Below are 21,190 nucleotides of genomic sequence, written 5' to 3'. Positions count from 1 at the left end.
CTGCACAACCCAGGGTGCGCAGGCAGCGTATTGCACATCGCAGAGTATCCCCCGACGGCAAGCGGCTCATGGCTTGACCCGCCCCGGTGGTTGTCCGCCCTTCTCGTAGATGCCCTGTGATAGAAAGAATTCGATTTGCCCCAGGGAGGTGTGCGTGGGGTCGAATACCAGGACACAGCGCAGTCCATCCGTGTAATAAGGATCGGTCGTCAGGTTCTCGCGCGGCGCGCTCTGGGGCGCGGCCCCCACCCCCTTCACAAAGCCGAATTTGGCCAGCGTCACCGAATACGCCATATCCTGTGTCAGGGCACTGCGTGCTTCGTCGACGTCAGGGTCGATCTTGTGCGTCGTCAGCGTCGCAGTATGCACGGTCATCCGGCTGCCGATATCACGGCTGATCTGTCCCACCCACACCTGCTTGCCGTGATATTGCATCGGGCTCAGCCACAGCCTCAGGTGATTGCGCTGGTGGACGTTGTCACGCGCCTTTTGCAAGGCAAGGTCCTGAGCCCGCCCGAACAGATAGAGATCGCTCACTGGCGCATAGGGATAGCGCTCGCCGGAAAGCGCCGAATTGACCACTTTCATGATCGACCCCGACCACTTCTCCTCGGTCCCACGCCAGCCGCGACGTGCGAATGCAGGGAAGGCATCATCGAGCCCGCCGACGACCACCAGGTTCAGCGGATCGCCGTTGCTGGAACCCTCCTCGTTGGTGACGCAGCACGGCAGCGCCTCCAGCGCCGCCTGGAAACTGGCGTCATCCGTGTAATTCACAATGTCTTCGGGCGCGATGCCCTGCCTGAACACTTCGCTGATATGGTAATCGGCGCGCAGCCCCGGCACGAGGGCCAGGACAGAGAAATGCCTCGACCGCCCGTTTGCCACCAGATCGAGGTTAACGAACTTGAACCCCTCGTCGAGATTGGTCAACACGAAGCCCGAGGTTGTCGTGCCAGGTGCGATAGGGTTGCGCAAGGCCAGCCGACGAAAGTGCCGGTCGAGCGCCGTCCGCTCGTCCTGAGGGGTCCCTGAGAAAAATGCTTCGGCCGCCTCGGATGCGGGGAAGAAATTTGGATCCAGGCCCGGCGAAAGCAGATAGTAGGCGCGATCTTCCTGATTGTTGACTTCGACCCAGACGGGCTGTATCGATCTATTCGCCAGAGGCACGCCGTAGACCGCCTCGCTTTCTGCGGCCGACAGTACGGCGGTCGACACGCGCAAGCCGCCATCGCTGCGCGTCACGGCGCGGCTCTTGTAGTCAAGGCTCGGCGTTGGCGCAGGCTGGGAGGCGCAGCCGGCGAGCGCAGCTGCGATGGCCGTTGCTGAGAGAACGTGTCTCACCATGCGATGCATCGCGTAACCTCATCAACTGGGGTTTACCAATCTCCGCTGGCCTGCCTACGTAATCCGTAGCGACTACGGACATTGGTTTCTACGTCGCAGCTTTTCATCAGGAATCGCCCCGGGAGTTGCGCAGGCTTTTTGGGGTGAGTTTCGCCGCCATGGAAGAATAGTCGAACTATCGATAGCAGGCCGCTTCGGCCTCTGCAGGTGATTCGTCACCGATGGCTCCAGCGCCGTCGATGGTTGCCCTTCCCGCTCCACCGCTCTCGGCACGCTGCTGCCGGGCACCGCTGAGACCTCCCAGCGCCAATGCAAGAAACTCCCGACAGTATTTAGGACGTTTTCACACAGCCTGGGTCGTTTTCCGCCTTGAGAGACGGGCAGAAAACGGCCCAGAGTGTGTAAAAACGCCTTCGCGAACACTTGCTATGATTTCTGAGGATTTCATCGCAGGGATCGCCCATGAAGCGCTTTATCCAAGGTGAACATCGAGGCCAAGGCACCTTACTTCCCGAGAGCCCCGACGACTACGTCAGCGATACCAATCCGGTGCGCGTAGTCGACGTCTTGTCGACGAACTCGACCTGGTCAATCTGGGTTTTGAAGGTGTCATTCCAGCCGATACTGGCCGGCCGGCTTACCACCCCGCGATCTTGCTAAAGATCTACATCTACGGCTATCTCAACCGCATCCAGTCGAGCCGACGTTTGGAGCGAGAAGCCCAGCGAAATGTCGAACTGATGTGGTTGACCGGGCGTTTGATGCCGGACTTCAAGACCATCGCCAACTTCCGAAAAGACAACAGCAAGGCCATCCGAGGCGTCTGTCGCCAGTTCGTTGTGCTGTGTCAGCAGTTGGGATTGTTTGGAGAAAATCTGGTCGCCGTCGATGGCAGTAAATTCAAAGCAGTCAACAACCGCGACCGCAATTTCACCAGCGCCAAACTAAAGCGGCGAATGGAAGAAATTGAATCGAGTATCAACCGTTACCTGGCGGCACTCGATGCTGCCGATCGGCAAGAACCAACAGCTTCCGAGCCCAGCGCCGTGCGGCTGGAAGAGAAAATCGCCAAGCTCAAAACTCAAATGAAGAAGCTTCAAGCGATCGAAATCCAGCTCAATGAATCGCCGGATAAACAGGTCTCACTGACCGATCCAGACGCCCGCTCCATGATGACGCGCGGCACGGGAATCGTCGGCTACAACGTGCAGACAGCGGTCGATACTCAGCACCATTTGATCGTTGCGCACAAGGTGACCAACGTCGGTTCCGACCGAGATCAACTCAACTCGATGGCCAAGCAGGCCCGCGAGGCGATGGCGTCAGATACGTTGTCGGTGGTGGCTGATCGAGGTTACTTCAAAAGCGAACAAATCCTGACCTGTCACAATGCAGGCATCACCGCCTATGTGCCCAAGCCGATGACCTCTGGAGCCAAGGCTGACGGGCGTTTCAATAACGATGCCTTCGTCTATGACGCGGCAAAAAACGAATACATTTGCCCGGCTGGAGAGGCGCTGATCTGGCACTATTCCTACGTTGAAAAAGGCTTGAAGCTGCATCGTTACTGGAGTTCAAAATGCCAGGGCTGCGCGTTGAAATTGCAGTGCACACCGAGCACGGAACGACGAGTTCGACGCTGGGAGCATGAGGACGTATTGGAGGAGATGCAGCTTCGGCTGAGCAAAGCACCAGAGATGATGCGAGTCCGAAAACGGACTGTTGAGCATCCCTTCGGGACGCTCAAACAATGGATGGGTGCAACGCACTTCCTGACGCGAAAGCTGGCCGGGGTGAGCGCGGAGATGAGCTTGAATGTGCTCGCCTACAACTTGAAACGGGTCATGAAAATCATCGGTACCCATCACTTGATGAAGGCGCTAACGGCCTAAAACCGGCCTGTTTTTACGTCTCCCGATGATCTGGCTCGTTGCTGGGGCGGTTTAGCTCATCAGGAAGGGACATCGTGCCTTGATCAGGCTACGAAGCCGGACAGCCACTCAGCCTTGAAGATCGAAACGGGATCTAGCGTTTTTACACACTCTGGGACGCTTCTGGCCGTTTGTACTGAATGAGCTTTTAGACCACTTGGGACTATTCATTCACCAACTGGATTACCGTCTTGCCCTTGCCGCGACCTTCCGCGACCTGGCGAAACGCCTCGTTGACTTCTGGCAGCTCAAAGTGCTGTTGATCCACGCGGATCGTCAGTTGACCGGCATTGGCCAACGCGGCGGCCTCGCGCAGGATAGCGCCGTGGTGTTCGCGTCCTTTGCCGGTGAGCAACGGCGCCAGGGTGAATACACCCGAGTAGGTTGCACTTTTAAACGACAACGGCGCCAGGCTGTGTTGCCCCCAACCCAGGCAGCTCAGCACGTGCCCGGTATAAGGCTTCACGGCCTTGAATGACGCATCCAGCGTGCTGCCGCCTACAGTGTCGTAGACGATGTCGAAACCTTCACCAGCCGTATAATGCTCGACATAGTCCTCTACGCTTTGTGCCTGATAGTCGATGGCCGTAGCCCCCAGCGAGCGAATGAAGTCCAGACTCGCCGCCGAACCGGTGGCGTAGACGTCGGCACCGCGAGCCTTGGCCAGTTGCACAGCCACTTGGCCGACCCCACCTGCGCCGCCATGAATCAGCACACGCTGACCGGCACGGACATTGGCACGATCTACCAAACCTTCCCATGCGGTAATGAATACCAAAGGCAATGCAGCCGCCTCACGCATGTCGAGAGTGGTCGGCTTTGACGCGATCAGCCGGGCATCCACGGCAATGTATTCGGCCATAGTACCCTGGGCACCACCGATCCCGCCGGGCATACCGAAGACTTCCTGGCCCAGGGTGAAACCATCAACCGCCTCGCCCAGCTCGATGACCGTGCCGGCGAGATCCAGGCCGAGTACTGCGGGCAGCGCCTGGCGGGCGTGAGCCCCTGCGCCGGCGGCGATCTTGGTATCGAGAGGGTTGACTCCTGCCGCGTGAACCCTGACCAGCACCTGCCCCTTACCGGGTACAGGGCGATCGATTTGGCGGACAGCCAGAGGGGCCTGAGCGGACTCGGCGATAGCGGCGAGCATGGACTGATTCATGATGGGGAACCTCTGATTAAGTGGACGCTTACAGATTGCCGCACGTTCATCATTCCGATAAGAAACTAAATTTGCATATAACTTATTCCACAACGAGGTCTAATCGCCGATGGACTTGTTCGACAGCATGCACATCTTTGTACGTGTCGTGGAGCGCGGGTCGTTTTCTGCAGTTGCCCGCGAGCTGAACATGGGGCAGCCGGCAGTGAGCAAGCAGGTGCGCGCTCTGGAGCAGTATCTGGGCGGGCCATTGTTCGCCCGCAGCACCCGGTACCTGGCCCTGACCGACCAAGGGCAACGCTTCTACAGCCACTGCCAGGAAATCCTCGGCCACCTCGAAACCGCCACTCGCAGCTTTACCAGCGGTCAGGAGCAGATTGCCGGCCCTCTGCGAGTCGCTGCACCGGTCAGCTATGGGAGGTTGTGCATAGCACCGCTCATAGGGACTTTCCTGCAGCGCCATCCAGATGTCCGGATCGACCTGCGGCTGAGCGATCAAAACGAAGATCTGCTCAAGGAAAACATCGACCTGGCTATCCGGATTGGTGCGGTGAAGAGCGAGGGATTGGTGGCAATGCCACTGGGTACCAGCACACGGCGGGTCTATGCCGCACCCACCTATCTGGATCGACACGGCCTGCCACGCGAGCCCAATGAGCTGACAGGCCACAACTGCATCGGTTTCACATTGCTGGAGCATTACGACAGTTGGCATTTCACGCACATTGCGCAAGAGCTCGATGTAGCCATCAAAGGCAACGTCACCAGCAATAGCAGCGAGGCCATCCGTGAAATGGTTCTCTCCGGCTTGGGTATTTCCCTTTCTCCAGAATGGCTGTTCGCATCTGACGTCGAACAGGGAAGCGTTCGTACCGTGCTTGACGATTATCAGACCACCGCACTGCCTGTCAGCGCTGTGCTCAGTCGTGAGCGGCGACGTTCAGCGCGGACGATGGCCTTCATCGATTTTCTCCGCGAGCACTTAATGTAAAACCGCCTCGTCATGCACCGTCTGCTATTGGTCGATTTTTGCCCGTCACCAGGATCAGAAAAAGACCAAAGCAGACATCGTATGTCCCGCAAATCCGGAGCAACGTATGCGTCGGGGCATCACGTCTTGCGTGATTGAACCGGTTGTCACTTATGTAGAAGCACTGCTCGATTTCACTCCTGCGTAGTGTGGGCAGGCGCGCGAGGACACTCTTTTGCATGTGCGTATCGAACAGTCGTCTATGCGCGCTTTACGTACACCGCTTTATAAACCAGCAAGGCGATGACTATTTGCTCAGCGCAGAGGGGCAGAAATACTCCGCCAAACTAATTGCGTGATAAAACTTTAGCCGATTCGCTCGGCCTACCAGTCCTCAGTGTTCAGTTGGAAGCGTTGCTCAGCTGCTGAAGCTCAAGTTGCCTGGCAGCACTGGCTTCGAGGGTTGCACGCTCTTCATCCAGATACCGATAAATGCTTTGGAGGTTGGCGATTTTCTGTTTGATTTCTGCCATCTTCTTTTCAATCAGCTTCGCGCCGTCAGCACAATCGATCAGCTTGTTCCGCTGAGCATCCAGAATCTCGCCTATTTCCCCCAGGGAAAACCCCATGCTTTGCGCGCGCTGGATAAAGTCCAGATCCTGCAGAGTTTGCACTGTGTAAACGCGATAGTTGTTGGTTTGCCGCAGCGGTGAGATCAGGCCGATTTGCTCGTAGTAACGCAGCGTATGGCGGCTGGCGCCGCTGCGGGCCTCGAGTTCGCCGATTTTCATGAAAACACCGCTTGACTATAGAGTTGGGTCGATAGTTTACGCTTGATTTTTCACCTTCAACAAGGAGCAGGGAAATGAGCGTGGAGTGCTTTGTCACGGGGGGGACCGGCTTTATCGGTCAACATTTGGTGGCGTACCTGAGTGCCAAAGGTCACACCGTTCGGGTGTTGATGCGTCGCCCGGAGCGACTGGCAGCACTGCGCGAGCAAGTCGACAATTTGGGAGGGTGCGCAACCCGGGTATTTGCCGTAGCTGGCGATCTGGAACGGGACAACCTCGGGCTGAGTCTTGCGGACCGAGAAGTGCTAAGGCACGCCAGAGTCATATTCCACCTGGGGGCCCACTTCGCATGGGGACTTTCAGTGGAGCATTCTCGTGCGGTGAATGTGGATGGGGCAAAGCGCGTGGCGCTGTTGGCGGCTGAGCAAAAGAGTCGATTAGTGATGATCGGCGGCTACATGCTGAAAAATCATGAACATCTGCAACGCATCGGAATTGATCCTCGATATCCGCAGCTGACGAATTGGCCTGCGGTCTACCGACATGTCGGTGGTTACGAGGGGAGCAAGCTGGAGGCGCATTTTGCGACCCTGGAGGTCATGTCCGCCAAGGGCGGGGAGATTACCGTTGTCCACCCCGCGACAGTTTGTGGCCACAGCCGCACGGGGCATATCCTTGATGGTCAGCCGCTGGTGGAGCTGATACGCAACCTTGTGCAGGGAAAGCTGACTGCAGTGCCCGGTACCGCCAAGCACTGGCTGCCACTGGTCACCGTGGATTACCTGGTTGAGCTGGTGGCGGTTTGTGCTTTTGATCCTGCCATGGTGGGCCAGGAACTGCTGGCGCTTGATGAGCAAACGCCCAACTTGCGAGAACTCCTGGTGCAGGTGGCCCAACCTTTGGGCTTAAAGTCTCCCAAGCATTACATTTCACTGCGCTTGCTGAAGTTGCTTCTGAGTATTCCTCCCGTCGCGCGGTTTTTGAATACAAAACCCGAAGCCCTGGACTTTATCCAGACCACTCGTTTTGATACAGCGGCGGTCGAGCAATTTTCCAAAAGGCATGGAATAGCCAAACCGGATATACGTCAGTCTTTGCAGCACACTGCAACGTTCGTGAACTCATATTTCATAGCCAAGGGCCAGGCCCTCTGACTTCTCCCTTGGTGGCGACAGGACGGCGAGTAGCATCCTGCTCGGCTATCCAGCATAAGTACCCTCTCTTTTGAAGGTGGGAAAGCTTGGCAGCCGGGGGGTTCTGAGTGGAATGCATCGAGCTATTCGATTTTTATAAGCAGTAATTATCATTTTTTTTCGATAGGTTATCGAGGCAATAATCCATCCACGATTGAACTGAAAGGGTTAACGGGATGGCAAAAGCAGAGAGTTACACCAGTACCGCGAAGTGGCTGCATTGGGGGATGGCGTTGCTCTGGATAGGCGCCTGGTTCATTGGCATTCTGGCCACTCACTGGCGTGATGAGTTCAATGCGCATCATGAGCTGACATTCCTGCACAAAGCGATGGCGAGTACGCTGCTGTTTTTGATTGTCGTGCGTATCGCATGGAGGCTCACTCACCCCGCGCCGGCATTGCCCGCGGCGATGAGCCCGTTAATGAAGCGGGGGGCTTTCTTTGGTCACTTGATGCTTTACGCAATGGCGCTGATCGGCCTACCACTCTCTGGCTGGTATTGGAGCTCTGTGGCAGATAAACCCATCCTCGTGGCCGGGCTTTTTCAGTTACCGCCTATGGTCGGTCCTGACCAATCGCTTTATGACTTGGCAAAATCGATTCATACCTATGTTGCTTGGCTATGCGGAGCCTTGGTGGGAGGACACGCCCTCGTGGCGCTCACGCATCACTTCGTTGAAAAAGATGAGGTGTTGAAAAGCATGCTGCCTGGTCGTAATTCGTAAGCGAGTCCAAGGAACAGAGTCACAGCGAATAGAGGCCAGATTTTTATCCCCTCTCATGCGACTGGTTCTGGCCGGTTGCTTCCTATCGCGAGAGCTGACGTTGGCGACAGGCATACATCGGCCAGAAGCAGACACTCGGCAGTCACTCTGCCGAGATGCTGGTGTGGTGTACCACGACATCGAGATCAGTAATTGAAGTCATGCCCCAACTCCTTCTGCATCCACTCCAGAAATCTTCTCACCCTAGGGAAGTTTGCATGGGCTCTCGGGAAAACCAGATGGTGTGCAGTGATTGACGCACTCAAATCCGGCGCTACCTCGACCAGCGCGCCACGCGCCAGATAGTCCTGCGCCAGCAGCGTGCTTTCCAAGGCAAACCCAAGCCCGTGGCTGGCTGCCTCCAGCGTCATGTAGGAGCGGTCAAAGCTGAGCGTGTAGGGTTTTTCCGGGCGTGACAGGCCATGTTGGGCAAACAGCTGCGGCCACTTGATCAGCGTGGCCTCCGAAAGGATCAGATTGCAGTCCAGTAAATCCGCGACGGCCCGGATGGGGCGTTTTTCCAGTAGCTTCGGGGACGCCAGCACGGCAATCTTTTCATTGCGTATCGTCCGTACTTCATAGCTGGGCCAGTTGGGCATGCCGTGGCGGATATCTACATCGATCTTGTCGCGGCTGAAATGCAGGGATTCGTAGGAGCACGAGAGATTGAGCTGGATATCGGGATGACTCTGGCGAAATTGCTCCAGTCTCGGCATCAGCCACAACAGGCCGAAACTGGGCGACGAGTGCAGTCGCAGGCAGTCGAGGCTGACATCGCTGGTGGCCCGTTCGGTGGCCACGGCGAGGCTGTGCAGGATGCCGGAAACCTCGGTGAGGTATTGCTCGCCCACCGGGGTCAAGGTCACGCCCCTGGCCGTTCTGAGAAACAGCTGCCGGCCGATCATGGCCTCGAGTTTGGCCAACTGGTGACTGACCGCCGAGGGCGTCAGGTCAAGCAGTTCGGCGGCGCGGGCGACGTTGCCGAAGCGTGCCGTCTGTTCAAAGGCCTGAATGGCTTTCAGGGGTGGAAGGATCGGGGGTGCATCGCCAGGTGAACTCATGATTATTGTTATTCCGCTGCAAGTGGCTTGGGCCGGGCGTCCAGCTATTCAAACATTGGCAGAGTTGGTTGGCGAGTGCTGAATTTTTTTCAGCATCGAGTGACATTCGCGTTATTGCTCAGGGTTTGTCTGGAGCACAAGCTGAGTCATCGGTTCTTCGTGGATCGACCCAATAAAAACAATCAGAGGTACTCTTCCATGCTTCTTCAAGGCAAAGTCGCGATCATCACCGGTGCAGCTTCCGCACGTGGCATCGGCCGCGCTACAGCGACCACCTTCGCGCAACAAGGTGCTCGTGTCGTGATCCTCGATCTGGACGAAGCCGCCGCACGCGATGCCGCTGCTTCCCTGGGCGAAGGCCATCTGGGCCTGGCCGCCAACGTCGCCGACGAATCCCAGGTGCAGCAGGCTGTCGCAGAAATCATCGAGCACTTCGGCCGCATCGACATCCTGGTCAACAACGCCGGCATCACCCAACCCCTCAAGACGCTCGACATCCGCCTTTGCGATTACGACAAGGTGCTGGACGTCAGCCTGCGCGGTACCTTGCTCATGTCCCAGGCAGTGATTCCACTGATGCGCCAGCAGGCGGGCGGCAGCATCGTGTGCATGTCGTCGGTTTCCGCTCAACGTGGCGGCGGCATTTTCGGTGGCCCTCACTACAGCGCCGCCAAGGCCGGCGTGCTGGGCCTGGCTAAAGCCATGGCTCGGGAACTGGGGCCGGACAAGGTGCGCGTCAACTCCATCGCCCCCGGCCTGATTCACACCGACATCACCGGCGGCCTGATGCAGGACGAACGCCGCCACGCGATCATCGACGGCATCCCCTTGGGTCGCCTGGGCGAGGCGCAGGATGTGGCCAATGCGGCGCTGTTCCTGGCCAGCGACCTATCCTCCTACCTGACCGGCATCACCCTGGATGTGAACGGCGGCATGCTGATTCACTGACAACACCTGACGGGCATCAAAGCCCGTGCGGTTCTGGATCGACGACGCAACCGGGCTTGATCGCCTGGCGGTCAATAAAAACAAGAGATCAGACCATAATGACTACCCTGTCGCTCGAAGCGGTTTCGACCGTGCGCTCCAACGCCTACCGTAAAACCGCGTGGCGCCTGATGCCGTTCCTGATGCTGTGCTACCTGTGCGCCTACCTCGATCGCGTCAACGTCGGCTTCGCCAAACTGCAAATGATGAATGACCTGGCGCTCAGCGAAACGGTCTACGGGCTGGGCGCGGGCATGTTCTTCATCGGCTACTTCCTCTGCGAAGTGCCCAGCAACATCATCCTGCACAAGGTCGGGGCGCGGGTCTGGATCGCGCGCATCATGATCACCTGGGGCATCGTCTCTGCCCTGTTCGCCTTCGTCGAAACCGCCTGGCAATTCTATGCGTTGCGCTTTCTGCTGGGGATCGCAGAAGCCGGCCTGGCACCGGGCCTGCTGCTGTACCTGACCTACTGGTTCCCGTCCTACCGGCGTGCGCGCATGACCGTGTTGTGGTTCATCGCCATTCCGCTGTCGGGAATGGTCGGTGGCCCGATCTCCGGCTGGATCATGACTCACTTCGCCGGTATGCACGGCTGGGCCGGATGGCAATGGATGTTCGTGCTCGAAGCCGTGCCCACCGTGGTGGTTGGACTGCTGGTGTTGAGTTATCTGAAGGATGGCGTGCATCAAGCCAGCTGGCTCAACGACGACGAAAAAGCGCTGATCAGCCGCGAGCTGGCCGAGGATGACCAGAAAAAAGTCACGCATGCCTCTGTTGGCGAATTCATCCGCGACCGTCGCCTGTGGTTACTGGCAGCCATCTACTTCTGTGTCGTGATGGGACAGTACGCAATCACCTTTTGGTTGCCGACCCTGGTGCGTAATGCAGGCGTGTCCGACCCGATGAAAATCGGCCTGCTGACCAGCCTGCCCTACTTCTGCGCGATTGCCGCCATGCTGTATGCCGGACGCAGTGGCGACAAACACCGCGAACGCCGCTGGCACCTGATCGTGCCGATGATCGCCGGGGCCGTCGGCCTGAGCCTGGCAGCCCTGATGGGGGGCAATGTGATGCTCTCCATCCTGAGTCTTTGCCTGGCCGCTTCCGGAATCCTGTCCGCCACCTCGATGTTCTGGATGCTGCCCACCACGCTGCTTGGTGGTGTATCCGCTGCCGCCGGCATCGCAGCGGTGAACAGCTTCGCCAACCTCGCCGGTTTCTGTTCGCCCTACCTGATTGGCTGGATAACCACACTGACCGGTTCCAGCGCCATCGGCATGTATCTGATTACTGGCGTGCTGCTCGCCGGTGCCACCCTGGTGCTGCGCATTCCCGCCGCCTTGGTCAATCGTTGATTCACAGGAGTATTACCATGACTGCCCATCCTTCATTCGTAACACCCAAGACCCTGGCGGAGCGCGCCCACAACATTCGTCGCCACGCGTTGCGCATGGGCCAGGTCCAGGGCCAAGGCTACGTCGGCCAGGCCCTCGGCGCTGCCGACCTGCTGGCGGTGTCCTACTTCCATGCCCTGAACCATCGGCCCGAAGACCCTGATTGGGAAGCCCGCGATCGCTTCTACCTGTCAATCGGTCACTACGCCATTGCGCTGTACGCGGCCTTGATCGAAGCCGAAATAATCCCGCTCGATGAGTTGGAAACCTACGGCGCAGACGACAGCCGCCTGCCTATGTCGGGCATGGCCGCCTACACGCCGGGCATGGAAATCACCGGTGGTTCGCTGGGTCAGGGCCTGGGCATCGCGGTGGGTGCCTGCCTGGGCCTCAAGCGCAAAGGCTCGCCTTCCTTCGTTTACAACTTGCTGTCCGACGGCGAACTGAATGAAGGCTCGACCTGGGAAGCCGTGATGTCGGCATCGCACTGGAAGCTCGACAACCTCATCGCCATCGTCGACGTCAACAACCAGCAAGCTGACGGCTACTCCAGTGAAATCCTGTCCTTCGAACCCATCGTCGATCGCTGGCAAGCGTTTGGCTGGTTCACCCAGCGCGTCGACGGCAATGACCTGGAGGCGCTGGTCACCGCGTTCGATGACGCGCGCAATCATTCCGGCACTCAGCCGCGGGTGATCATCTGCGACACCAAAATGGGCAAAGGCGTGCCCTTCCTCGAAACCCGGGAAAAGACGCACTTCATCCGCGTGGAAGAACACGAATGGGATCTGGCACTGAACAATCTTGAAGAAGGAAAAAACCAATGAGCAATGCAGCCAACACTCCGACTTCGACTGCCGAACCGACCAGGAAACGCCTGACCACCTCGGCGATGATCGCCTCCATTGCCTCGGAAGGCCAGGCCACCAGATCGGCACCTTTCGGGCATGCATTAGCCGCGCTGGCAGATCAGCGTCAGGACATCGTCGGCCTGTCCGCCGACCTGTCCAGGTACACCGACCTGCACATCTTCGCCAAGGCCCATCCCGACCGGTTCTATCAGATGGGCATGGCCGAGCAACTGCTGATGAGTGCGGCCGCCGGTATGGCCCGCGAAGGCTTCGTACCTTTCGCCACCACTTACGCTGTGTTCGCCTCACGCCGCGCCTACGACTTCATCTGCATGGCGATTGCCGAGGAAAACCTCAACGTCAAGATCGTCTGCGGCCTGCCCGGCCTCACCACCGGTTACGGCCCCAGCCACCAGGCCACGGACGACCTGGCCATCTTCCGCGCCATGCCCAACCTGATGATCGTCGACCCCTGCGATGCCCTGGAAATCGAGCAGGCCGTGCCCGCCATCGCCGCGCATCAGGGGCCGGTATACATGCGTTTGCTGCGCGGCAATGTACCGCTGGTGCTGGACGAGTACGGCTACAAGTTCGAGATCGGCAAGGCAAAGACCCTGCGCACCGGCAACGATGTGCTGATCATCTCTACAGGCCTGATGACCATGCGCGCACTGGAAGCGGCCAAGGAACTGCAAGCGGACGGCATCGATGTCGCCGTGATGCACGTGCCGACGATCAAGCCATTGGATGAGCAAACCATTCTTGCCGAGGCAAGGAAGTCAGGTCGACTGGTGGTCACCGCAGAAAACAGTTCGATTATTGGGGGACTGGGCGAAGCCGTTGCCGGGGTGCTGCTGCGCAACGGGGTGACGCCCACCTTCAGGCAGATTGCCTTGCCCGACGCGTTCCTCGATGCCGGTGCTTTGCCGACGCTGCATGATCGTTATGGCATCTCCACTCAAGCCGTGTGCACGCAAATCAAAGCCTGGCTGTAACGGCGAGGACATCTGCTATCTGCCAGGGTATTACGCCCTGGCTTGCTCATGTTGTGTTGACGTCGCCACAGGCAGCAATCGGCCCCTGCAAATAATCGATTTTTTAAATAGAACCTCTTTGATAATCCCTGCCGATCGCACGGTCTGAATTTTAGTGAACCGAAACCGACACCCATTTCAGGATGTGGGCGATCCGCTAAATGACAGGGATGATTTGAAGGTGGAAACCATCATGTCGAACTATTCAGCCGACCAGATTATTGCCTGCCGCCGCGTAGCGATGGAGCAGAACCGAAAGCTGTTCGAGGAAGCGAACGCCATCAACCGGTCAGCGCTCGATCTCCTTGACCGCAGTGATTTCGACAGCGAAATGTTTCTTATTTATTTGCAGCTGCAGGAAAAAGCTAAATACCTGTTTAGAGAGGCGCTGGAACATATCACTTTACTGGAGGAACAATTTCCCTCACCGCAGCTGCAAAACACCATCGATGGCAGCACTCGAAAATCAGCGCTTTTGAATGAGGCTCGGACGAGAACAATCCAGCGCTACCCTGGCTGTCTTCCAGTCGACGTGAATCAGGGAATCTATCATGGCAGCAAATAATCGTTAACTTGCCTATGAAGGGATCCGCTTGTCGTAGCCGTAAAACTTAACCCGGCAATATAAAGGTCTAACTTTCACGGTGACGCAAGGTCATGAATCAACCGCAGGACGGCCATCATGAAAATAGCGCAAATTGCTCCGTTATATGAGTCCGTCCCACCCTCGCTGTACGGGGGTACCGAAAGGGTCGTCGCACACCTGACAGATGCCTTGGTAGAACTGGGACACGAAGTCACCTTGTTCGCCGCCAATGGGTCACACACGGCTGGCGTCCTGGTGACGGGTCGCGATCAAGCGTTGAGACTGGATCAAACGCCGCTGAAATCCGAACTTGCCTGTCATTTAAGCTTGCTTTCTGAAGTACAGCACCGAGCTGGCGAGTTCGATGTCTTGCATTTTCACGTTGACTTGCTGCACTTCCCTTTTTTTGAAGATATTGCGCACAAGGTATTGACCACCCTTCATGGCAGGCTGGATATGAAAGATCTTGAGGGTGCCTATTCGCGATGGCATCGCTATCCTCTTGTATCCATCTCCCGACATCAGCGTACGCCACTGCCAGATGCAAACTGGATCGACACGATCTATCACGGTTTGTCTCATACCAGCTTTAGCCTGCATCGAAGTTCAGGGGATTATCTGGCGTTTCTGGGGAGAATATCTCCTGAAAAACGCCCCGATCGTGCAATCAACATTGCCCTTGCTGCCGGGTTGCCGTTAAAGATCGCCGCCAAAGTCGATGCCGCTGATCGTGAATATTTCGAACAGCGCATATGTCCTTTGCTTACACTTCCCGGCATCGAATATATCGGAGAGATAGGAGATCATGAGAAATCCGACTTCCTGGGAAACGCCAGAGCCTTGTTATTTCCCATTGATTGGCCCGAACCATTCGGATTAGTCATGATAGAGGCAATGGCTTGCGGTACACCGGTTATCGCCTGGAATTGTGGTTCCGTCCCCGAAGTGGTTGAACATGGCGTCACCGGCTTCATAATCAATAGCGAACAAGAGGCTGTGGTCGCTACCCGTCAGGTACTTGAACTTGATCGACAGGCTATACGTGACGTTTTCGTCAATCGTTTTTCCGCCAAGGTAATGGCGCAGCGGTATGTCGACCTGTATCGAACACTGACCGCAGGTTGATACTCGCGATGCCTTCAGGCCAATCCCATGACAATCACATCCGGTTCACCTGAATCCCCGCAACAAGTCCCCCTCGTCAATGAGCCAGGCGCTCAAAACCTGTTTGTGCTGGTCGACCATAACACCTACCTGGTGGCCAACGCATTCGGTGACATCGAGCCTGGTGCCGTAGGGTTATTCCATCACGACACCCGACTCCTTTCCGTCTACCAGTTGAGTGTCGCTGGACAACGTCCATCCCTGCTGTCCGCGTCAGTCAGCCAGGACAACGTCTACTTCATCTCTCATTTAACCAATCATCCCCTGCCCCTGTTAGGCGAAGAAACCACGCCACAGGGCGTTATCCACATCGGACGCAAGCGTTTCCTTTGGGAGGAACGCATGTTCGAGTGCATCAGCCTGTTCAATTACAGTGATCAACCCAGTCTGTTGCCGATCAATTTGCGTTTCGCCGGCGACTTCCGGGATATGTTCGAGGTTCGCGGTCAAAGCCGGCCTTTGCGCGGCACACTCTCCGAGCCGCAGGTATCCAGACAAGGGGTCGTCGTGTGCTACGAGGGCCTGGACAAACAGCCGCGCAGCATGGCGATCAGCTTTTGCACCGAGCCAACGCACATCAACGGCGACAATGCCAGCTTTCAAATTGAAATAGGCCCGCATAAAAGCCATGAGCTTTATATTGAGGTCGGTTCAAGCATCATGCAGCCGGGGCGTCAGCGCTATCGATCCGCAGCCGCTCTGGCTTGCCGTGCAATGCGCAACAAAGAACAACGAGGCGCGCGCATCATAGCTTCAGGCCGCTTGTTCCAGGCCTGGCTCAATAAATCCCGTGCCGACCTGGCCTTACTGACGGCAGACCTTCCGACTGGCCCCTATCCGTATGCCGGCGTTCCCTGGTACTCCACGCCATTCGGACGTGACGCCATCATCACGGCCTATCAATCCCTGTGGCTTAACCCCTCCCTGGCGCGCGGAGTACTCGCCTACCTGGCCGCGCATCAAGCCACCGAAACCTCGACATTCCGTGATGCCGAACCGGGAAAGATCATGCATGAGACGCGGCAGGGGGAAATGTCGAGACTCAACGAATTACCCTTTGCTCGCTATTACGGAGGCGTCGATACAACGCCCTTGTTCCTGATGTTGGCCGGCGCCTATGTACGACGCACCGAAGATCTGGCGCTCATCGAGGTGCTATGGCCGGCACTTGAACTGGCAACGTCATGGATGGAAAACAATGCATCAAGGAATGCCGAAGGTTTTATCACTTACCAGCGAGGGGAACTCACCGGTTTGGCCAATCAGGGCTGGAAAGACAGCCACGATTCCATTTTCCACCAGGATGGTCGCTCGCCTGAAGGGCCTATCGCGTTGGTGGAAGTGCAGGGCTACGCTTGGCGCGCTTATTTGAGCATGAGCACATTGGCCAGGCGCCGAGGCGATAACCAGGCAGCGGAACACTGGCAAACCTGTGCAAACAAATTACGTGAGGCGGTTGAACGCTGCTTCTGGATGAAGGATCGGCAATTTTATGCACTCGCCCTTGACGGAAACGGCGAGCGTTGCGAAGTGAGGGCCTCAAACGTGGGTCATTTGCTGTTTACCGGCTTACCTTCGGCTGAGCGAGGCAAGGCCGTTGCACAGCAACTTCTCACTAACGCCTTCTACAATGGCTGGGGCGTCAGGACGCTGGAAACGGGGGCCATCCGCTTCAACCCCATGTCTTATCACAATGGATCGGTCTGGCCTCACGATGTCGCCCTGTGTGCAGCAGGTATCAGTCGATACGGCGAACACACTGGCGCTGTCCGATTGCTGAGCGGAATGTTCGAAGCGGCTGCCTTCTTCGGCATGCGATTACCGGAGCTGTTTTGCGGATTCAAGCGCGCCCCCGGTGAGACACCCGTCGCTTACCCGGTGGCCTGTTTACCTCAGGCCTGGGCAGCTGGCTCAGTGTTCATGCTCCTGCACGCCTGCCTGGGGATTACCATTGATGCTGCAGCCCGCCGTGTGGTCATTCGACACCCCCATCTTCCCATTGGCATCGATCGCCTGGAAGTGCGCAAGCTGAGATTCAATGAGCACTGCGTCGACCTTTGTTTCCAGAGAATCGGTGACGGCGTGGCTGCGTATATCGAACGGCAGCAAGGGCCGGATTTGATTCGCCTGGATGTCAAACTCTAAAACGCCACACCACTTCGATCCGCCTTGCAGAGCCCAGCGCGATGCAGGGCGACAGTGGCCTGTGTCCGTTTCGCATTTAAAACAAATTCCTCATTTACCCACCCTCAGCGTTACCTGAAAAAGCACCACCTCCTCGCAAATCCCCGAGCCTCGCACGATCGATGTGCAATTTCGTGCCATACAAGAAACCACGTTTCATATATGAAACGTCGATAATTTTCAAATTAATAGCTAACTCATTAATTTAGAACGCTTTTTAAACAAAATAAGGACCTTTCCAATCTCTGGCATTGTTCATGCACTAAACGCCGTATCACCTATAAAACAGACCAGAGACCCTTCCCAATGGCTGTGAAAGAGATGTACGCCGTCGCCCCGCAATGGAACAAACCCGCTCCCAAGGAAGATCTGGAGCCCACCGAGATTGAATTCCGCAATGTCGGCAAATGTTTCCCGGCCAAGGGAAAACCTGAAGCGCCGTTCGCCATTCGCGGGGTCAATTTCAAGATCCGCCGTGGTGAAGTGGTGTCGATCATCGGCCCTTCCGGTTGCGGCAAGAGCACCATCCTCAATATGGGTTCCGGCCTCTACCGCCCTTCCGAAGGCGAAGTGTTCGTCGGCGGTGAAGCGGTCACCGGCCCGGTCCGCCAGGTCGCCTTCATGCTGCAAAAAGACCTGTTGATGCCGTGGCGCAGCATTCGCCGCAACGTCGAACTGGGCCTGGAAATCCAAGGTGTGGGGGCCGCCAGGCGTCAGGCCGTGGCTGAAGATCTGCTCGATCGTTGCCACCTGCAAGGCTTTGCCGACCACTACCCGTTCCAGCTGTCGGGCGGCATGCGCCAGCGCGCTGCCCTGGCCCGCACCCTGGCCGTCGACCCGCAGGTGCTGTTCCTCGACGAGCCGTTCTCGGCGCTGGATGCGCAGACCAAGATGATCCTGCAACAGGACATGGCGCGGATGCTGTTCGATGAAAAGAAAACCGCGCTGTTCATTACCCATGACCTGATCGAAGGCATCGCCATGTCTGACCGGCTGCTGGTCATGAGCGCCCGCCCCGGCACCATCATCGAAGAAATCACCATCGACCTGCCGTTTCGCGACAACCCGCTGGAGCGCCGCAAGCTGCCGGAGATCGGCCCGCTGGTGGGTCGCCTGATGGAGTTGCTGCAAGTCAGCGAACACACCGAACTGCATTGATCACGCCTGCAGGCACGCAACCGATTAGGAGTACGCATGTTCAAGTCTCTGTTTCAACGCTTCAGCCAGGTCACCGCCATCACGCTCGGCCTGGGCATGGCCTTCGCCGCCCAGGCGCAGTCGACCGACGTGACTTACCTGTTGCCGGCGCCACCGAACCTGCCGGCTTTCGCTCCGTGGATCATCGCGCAGCAGAAGGGTTACTACGCCGCCCAGAACCTGAACATGAAGTTCATCGCCGCCAAGGGTGGCGTGGACGTGGCAAAACAGATCGGCGCCGGTAACGCCATGCTCGGCGGTGCCCTGGGTGATACCCCGATCGTGGTGCGGGCCAACGGGATTCCGGTGCGCGCGGTCGCGGTGCTGGGTGCCGGCGGCGTGACCATGATCGCCACCAATGCCGAGCAAAACATCAACTCCATCAGCGACCTCAAGGGCAAGACCATGACGGTGATGTCCTACTCGGACACCACCTACTACGCCCTGCTCGCCTCCCTGCGCAAAGCTGGCCTGAGCAAGAACGATGTGAACATCCAGGCCGCCGGCCCGGCCGGTGTCTGGCAATTGTTCTCGGCCAACAAAGCCGAGGCGATGGCCGGTGTGCCGGACTGGGTGGTCAACGCCGAAGAAGCCGGGTTGAAGATCAAGCTGATACCGCAGTCGCAGATTTTCGAAAGCATGGCCCAGTCGATCCTCGCCTCCGACGACGCGATCAAGAATCACCCCGATATCGTTCGCGGCGCGGTCCAGGCAACCCTGCAGGGCATGCGCGACATCATTGCCGACCCACGGGCTGCCGCCGTGACCTTTGCCAAGGCAGTACCCGCCTATGCCGGCAAGGAAGACTCGCTGGAGAAGATCTTCAAGCTCTACGTCGAGCATGTCTACGCCAACCAGACCGTATTGGGTCGAATCGATCCGGCGCGACTCGAAGCGGTCCGCCAGTTCTATGTCAGCGAAGGCATCGTCACCCAGGAGCCCAAGCTCGACGACCTGTACACCAACCAGTTCATCGACACCCAAACAGCCGCGCAATGACGGCCAGTGACAACAAGGTAACGACACGATGAAAAACCTCAGTAATTCCATGCTCGGCAGCGTCGCCCTGCTGATCCTGTTCCTGGTGCTCTGGCAGTGGGGCCCGGGATTGCTCGGCATGCCCGAATTCGTCATGCCGCAGCTGAGCCGCGTGGCCCAGGAAGGCCTGGTGATGTGGCACAGCGGCGGCCTTTGGCAACACACCCTGATCACCGCCTTCGAAATCATCGTCGGCTTTGGCCTGGGTGCCCTGCTCGGCGTGGTGATCGGCGTGTCGCTGGGCCTCTCGCCCGCCGCCGAGGCCATGTTGTCGCCGTACATCCTGGCGCTGCAGATCGCCCCGAAAGTCGCCTTCGCCCCGTTGTTCGTCATGTGGCTGGGCTACACCATCTACCCGAAGATTTTGATCGCCATCCTGATCGTGTTCTTCCCGGTGATGATCAACGTGCTGTCGGCCATCCGCACCGTGGACCCGGACATGATCAACCTGGTGCGGACCATGAACGCCAGCCGCTGGCAGATCTTCCGCCTGGTGGAGTTCCCCTCGGCCATGGCCGCGCTGTTCTCCGGCCTGCGCATTGCTTCGACCCTGGCCGTCATCGGCGTCACCGTCGGTGAACTGGTCGGCGGTAACCAGGGCCTGGGCTTCCTGCTGGTCGATGCCGAAGGCCAGGGCAATACCGCAGGCGTGTTCGTCGCCATCGTCATGCTCACGCTGATCGGTGTGCTCGCCTACGGCGCGGTGGTCTGGAGCGAAAAACGCGTCCTGCACTACATGCCCAAAGCCATGTTGAGTACCCAATGATGACCACCCTCAATCGCTTGCTCGAAGGCCGCCGCGTGCTGGTCACCGGTGGCGCCCGCGGACTGGGTTACGCCTTTGCCCAGGCCATCGGCCGCGCCGGTGCCCAGGTGGTGATCGCCGACATCCTCGCCGAACGCGTGCAGCAATCGGCCGCCGAACTGGTCGCCGAAGGCCTGGACGTGCATGGCGTCACGGTCGACCTGGCGCAGCCGGATTCGATCGATGCCTGCATCGCCGAAACTACCCGTTTGCTCGGAGGGTTGGACGGACTGGTGAACAACGCCTCGATCACCAATTCCGGTGGCAAGACCTGCGAAGAGCTGACCCTGGACACCTGGGACCAGGTGATGCAAGTCAACGTGCGCGGTACCTGGTTGATGACCAAGGCGTGCCTGCCGGCCCTGCGCGCCAGCGGCCAGGGCGCCATCGTCAACCTGGCGTCCGACACCCCGCTGTGGGGCGCGCCGAACCTGCTGGCGTATGTCGCGAGCAAGGGCGCAATCATCGCCATGACCCGCAGCCTGGCCCGTGAACTGGGGACCGACAACATCACGGTCAACGCCATCGCGCCCGGCCTGGTGCTGGTCGAAGCCACGGCCTATGTGCCCGAGGCGCGCCACCGTTTGTACAACGATCAACGGGCGATTCAACGCCCACAACTTCCCGAGGACGTCAGCGGCGCCGTGCTGTTCGCGCTGTCCGACCTCGCCCGCTTCATCACTGGACAAACCCTGCCGGTCAACGGCGGGTTCGTCATGCCTTGA

General features: G+C 58.1%; 18 protein-coding genes and 1 pseudogene. 15 read left to right on the top strand and 4 right to left on the bottom strand.

Translation table 11 applies throughout. The annotated features are described in order from the left end of the window. Positions 1-66 precede the first annotated feature (66 nt). On the bottom strand, positions 67-1,356 hold the full coding sequence (locus tag SOP95_RS17055; RefSeq protein ID WP_274076443.1) for an LssY C-terminal domain-containing protein: 1,290 nt from the start codon (positions 1,354-1,356) through the stop codon (positions 67-69). A 453-nt stretch (positions 1,357-1,809) separates the two neighbouring features. Here SOP95_RS17055 and SOP95_RS17050 point away from each other — a divergent pair. Next, positions 1,810-3,239, top strand: a pseudogene (locus tag SOP95_RS17050) (IS1182 family transposase). Positions 3,240-3,441: 202 nt separating this feature from the next. Here the strand turns inward: SOP95_RS17050 and SOP95_RS17045 are convergent. Then, positions 3,442-4,443 carry a zinc-dependent alcohol dehydrogenase family protein gene (locus tag SOP95_RS17045; protein WP_323607717.1) on the bottom strand — a complete coding sequence of 334 codons (1,002 nt, stop codon included), beginning with the start codon at positions 4,441-4,443 and terminating at the stop codon, positions 3,442-3,444. A 109-nt stretch (positions 4,444-4,552) separates the two neighbouring features. On the opposite strand from SOP95_RS17045, the gene SOP95_RS17040 reads away from it, so the two are divergent. After that, positions 4,553-5,434 (top strand): LysR family transcriptional regulator, encoded by an 882-nt coding sequence (locus SOP95_RS17040; RefSeq protein ID WP_274076441.1) that lies wholly within the window; start codon positions 4,553-4,555, stop codon positions 5,432-5,434. 380 nt (positions 5,435-5,814) lie between these two features. Here the strand turns inward: SOP95_RS17040 and SOP95_RS17035 are convergent, their stop codons facing one another. After that, positions 5,815-6,204: a MerR family transcriptional regulator gene (locus tag SOP95_RS17035; protein WP_323607716.1), complete on the bottom strand. Its 390-nt coding sequence runs from the start codon at positions 6,202-6,204 to the stop codon at positions 5,815-5,817. Positions 6,205-6,278: 74 nt separating this feature from the next. Here SOP95_RS17035 and SOP95_RS17030 point away from each other — a divergent pair, with 74 nt between their 5' ends. Further along, entirely contained in the window at positions 6,279-7,358 is a 1,080-nt protein-coding gene (locus SOP95_RS17030; protein WP_323607715.1) for an SDR family oxidoreductase, read from the top strand. A gap of 215 nt (positions 7,359-7,573) precedes the next feature. Beyond that, positions 7,574-8,122, top strand: a complete 549-nt coding sequence (locus SOP95_RS17025; protein WP_274076438.1) for a cytochrome b — start codon at positions 7,574-7,576, stop codon at positions 8,120-8,122. A gap of 185 nt (positions 8,123-8,307) precedes the next feature. On the opposite strand, the gene SOP95_RS17020 is transcribed toward SOP95_RS17025, so the two are convergent. Continuing rightward, a complete protein-coding gene (locus tag SOP95_RS17020) occupies positions 8,308-9,222 on the bottom strand; it encodes a LysR substrate-binding domain-containing protein (protein ID WP_323607714.1) in 915 nt (304 codons plus the stop codon). Between the two features lie 198 nt (positions 9,223-9,420). On the opposite strand from SOP95_RS17020, the gene SOP95_RS17015 reads away from it, so the two are divergent. The 11 genes from SOP95_RS17015 to SOP95_RS16965 all read left to right on the top strand — a co-directional run bounded on the left by SOP95_RS17015 (position 9,421) and on the right by SOP95_RS16965 (position 21,190). Further along, positions 9,421-10,170, top strand: a complete 750-nt coding sequence (locus SOP95_RS17015) for an SDR family NAD(P)-dependent oxidoreductase (RefSeq protein ID WP_323607713.1) — start codon at positions 9,421-9,423, stop codon at positions 10,168-10,170. Between the two features lie 98 nt (positions 10,171-10,268). Beyond that, positions 10,269-11,567, top strand: a complete 1,299-nt coding sequence (locus SOP95_RS17010; RefSeq protein WP_274076435.1) for an MFS transporter — start codon at positions 10,269-10,271, stop codon at positions 11,565-11,567. Between the two features lie 17 nt (positions 11,568-11,584). Beyond that, positions 11,585-12,433: a transketolase gene (locus tag SOP95_RS17005; protein ID WP_323607712.1), complete on the top strand. Its 849-nt coding sequence runs from the start codon at positions 11,585-11,587 to the stop codon at positions 12,431-12,433. Further along, on the top strand, positions 12,430-13,452 hold the full coding sequence (locus SOP95_RS17000) for a transketolase family protein (RefSeq protein ID WP_274076433.1): 1,023 nt from the start codon (positions 12,430-12,432) through the stop codon (positions 13,450-13,452). Before SOP95_RS17005 ends, SOP95_RS17000 begins: the two co-directional genes overlap by 4 nt. 232 nt (positions 13,453-13,684) lie before the next feature. Beyond that, the gene (locus SOP95_RS16995) at positions 13,685-14,056 is read left to right on the top strand and encodes a hypothetical protein (RefSeq protein WP_274076432.1); all 372 of its coding nucleotides are present in this window, start codon (positions 13,685-13,687) and stop codon (positions 14,054-14,056) included. A 117-nt stretch (positions 14,057-14,173) separates the two neighbouring features. After that, positions 14,174-15,202 carry a glycosyltransferase family 4 protein gene (locus tag SOP95_RS16990; protein ID WP_274076431.1) on the top strand — a complete coding sequence of 343 codons (1,029 nt, stop codon included), beginning with the start codon at positions 14,174-14,176 and terminating at the stop codon, positions 15,200-15,202. 27 nt (positions 15,203-15,229) lie between these two features. Next, positions 15,230-17,386 (top strand): amylo-alpha-1,6-glucosidase, encoded by a 2,157-nt coding sequence (locus SOP95_RS16985; RefSeq protein ID WP_323607711.1) that lies wholly within the window; start codon positions 15,230-15,232, stop codon positions 17,384-17,386. Positions 17,387-17,746: 360 nt separating this feature from the next. Then, the gene (locus tag SOP95_RS16980) at positions 17,747-18,583 is read left to right on the top strand and encodes an ABC transporter ATP-binding protein (RefSeq protein ID WP_323607739.1); all 837 of its coding nucleotides are present in this window, start codon (positions 17,747-17,749) and stop codon (positions 18,581-18,583) included. A 36-nt stretch (positions 18,584-18,619) separates the two neighbouring features. Further along, positions 18,620-19,621, top strand: coding sequence for an ABC transporter substrate-binding protein (locus SOP95_RS16975; RefSeq protein WP_274076429.1), 1,002 nt, complete (start codon positions 18,620-18,622; stop codon positions 19,619-19,621). A gap of 28 nt (positions 19,622-19,649) precedes the next feature. Next, on the top strand, positions 19,650-20,426 hold the full coding sequence (locus tag SOP95_RS16970) for an ABC transporter permease (RefSeq protein ID WP_274076428.1): 777 nt from the start codon (positions 19,650-19,652) through the stop codon (positions 20,424-20,426). Next, on the top strand, positions 20,423-21,190 hold the full coding sequence (locus tag SOP95_RS16965; RefSeq protein ID WP_323607710.1) for an SDR family oxidoreductase: 768 nt from the start codon (positions 20,423-20,425) through the stop codon (positions 21,188-21,190). The genes SOP95_RS16970 and SOP95_RS16965 overlap by 4 nt, the downstream gene beginning before the upstream one ends.

The sequence above is a fragment of the Pseudomonas sp. YuFO8 genome (assembly GCF_035065025.1).
In the GTDB taxonomy this organism is placed as follows: domain Bacteria; phylum Pseudomonadota; class Gammaproteobacteria; order Pseudomonadales; family Pseudomonadaceae; genus Aquipseudomonas; species Aquipseudomonas putida_AE.
The sequence above is the reverse complement of the archived record's forward strand: the minus strand, read 5'-3'. Positions and strand labels throughout refer to the sequence as shown.

Coding starts and splice junctions, on each gene's coding strand:
- SOP95_RS16970 (WP_274076428.1), top strand. CDS start 19,650: ATGAAAAACCTCAGTAATTCCATGCTCGGCAGCGTCGCCCTGCTGATC.
- SOP95_RS17025 (WP_274076438.1), top strand. CDS start 7,574: ATGGCAAAAGCAGAGAGTTACACCAGTACCGCGAAGTGGCTGCATTGG.
- SOP95_RS17055 (WP_274076443.1), bottom strand. CDS start 1,356: ATGCATCGCATGGTGAGACACGTTCTCTCAGCAACGGCCATCGCAGCT.
- SOP95_RS16965 (WP_323607710.1), top strand. CDS start 20,423: ATGATGACCACCCTCAATCGCTTGCTCGAAGGCCGCCGCGTGCTGGTC.
- SOP95_RS17000 (WP_274076433.1), top strand. CDS start 12,430: ATGAGCAATGCAGCCAACACTCCGACTTCGACTGCCGAACCGACCAGG.
- SOP95_RS17010 (WP_274076435.1), top strand. CDS start 10,269: ATGACTACCCTGTCGCTCGAAGCGGTTTCGACCGTGCGCTCCAACGCC.
- SOP95_RS17045 (WP_323607717.1), bottom strand. CDS start 4,443: ATGAATCAGTCCATGCTCGCCGCTATCGCCGAGTCCGCTCAGGCCCCT.
- SOP95_RS16995 (WP_274076432.1), top strand. CDS start 13,685: ATGTCGAACTATTCAGCCGACCAGATTATTGCCTGCCGCCGCGTAGCG.
- SOP95_RS17015 (WP_323607713.1), top strand. CDS start 9,421: ATGCTTCTTCAAGGCAAAGTCGCGATCATCACCGGTGCAGCTTCCGCA.
- SOP95_RS17020 (WP_323607714.1), bottom strand. CDS start 9,222: ATGAGTTCACCTGGCGATGCACCCCCGATCCTTCCACCCCTGAAAGCC.
- SOP95_RS17035 (WP_323607716.1), bottom strand. CDS start 6,204: ATGAAAATCGGCGAACTCGAGGCCCGCAGCGGCGCCAGCCGCCATACG.
- SOP95_RS17030 (WP_323607715.1), top strand. CDS start 6,279: ATGAGCGTGGAGTGCTTTGTCACGGGGGGGACCGGCTTTATCGGTCAA.
- SOP95_RS16985 (WP_323607711.1), top strand. CDS start 15,230: ATGACAATCACATCCGGTTCACCTGAATCCCCGCAACAAGTCCCCCTC.
- SOP95_RS16980 (WP_323607739.1), top strand. CDS start 17,747: ATGTACGCCGTCGCCCCGCAATGGAACAAACCCGCTCCCAAGGAAGAT.
- SOP95_RS17005 (WP_323607712.1), top strand. CDS start 11,585: ATGACTGCCCATCCTTCATTCGTAACACCCAAGACCCTGGCGGAGCGC.
- SOP95_RS16990 (WP_274076431.1), top strand. CDS start 14,174: ATGAAAATAGCGCAAATTGCTCCGTTATATGAGTCCGTCCCACCCTCG.
- SOP95_RS16975 (WP_274076429.1), top strand. CDS start 18,620: ATGTTCAAGTCTCTGTTTCAACGCTTCAGCCAGGTCACCGCCATCACG.
- SOP95_RS17040 (WP_274076441.1), top strand. CDS start 4,553: ATGGACTTGTTCGACAGCATGCACATCTTTGTACGTGTCGTGGAGCGC.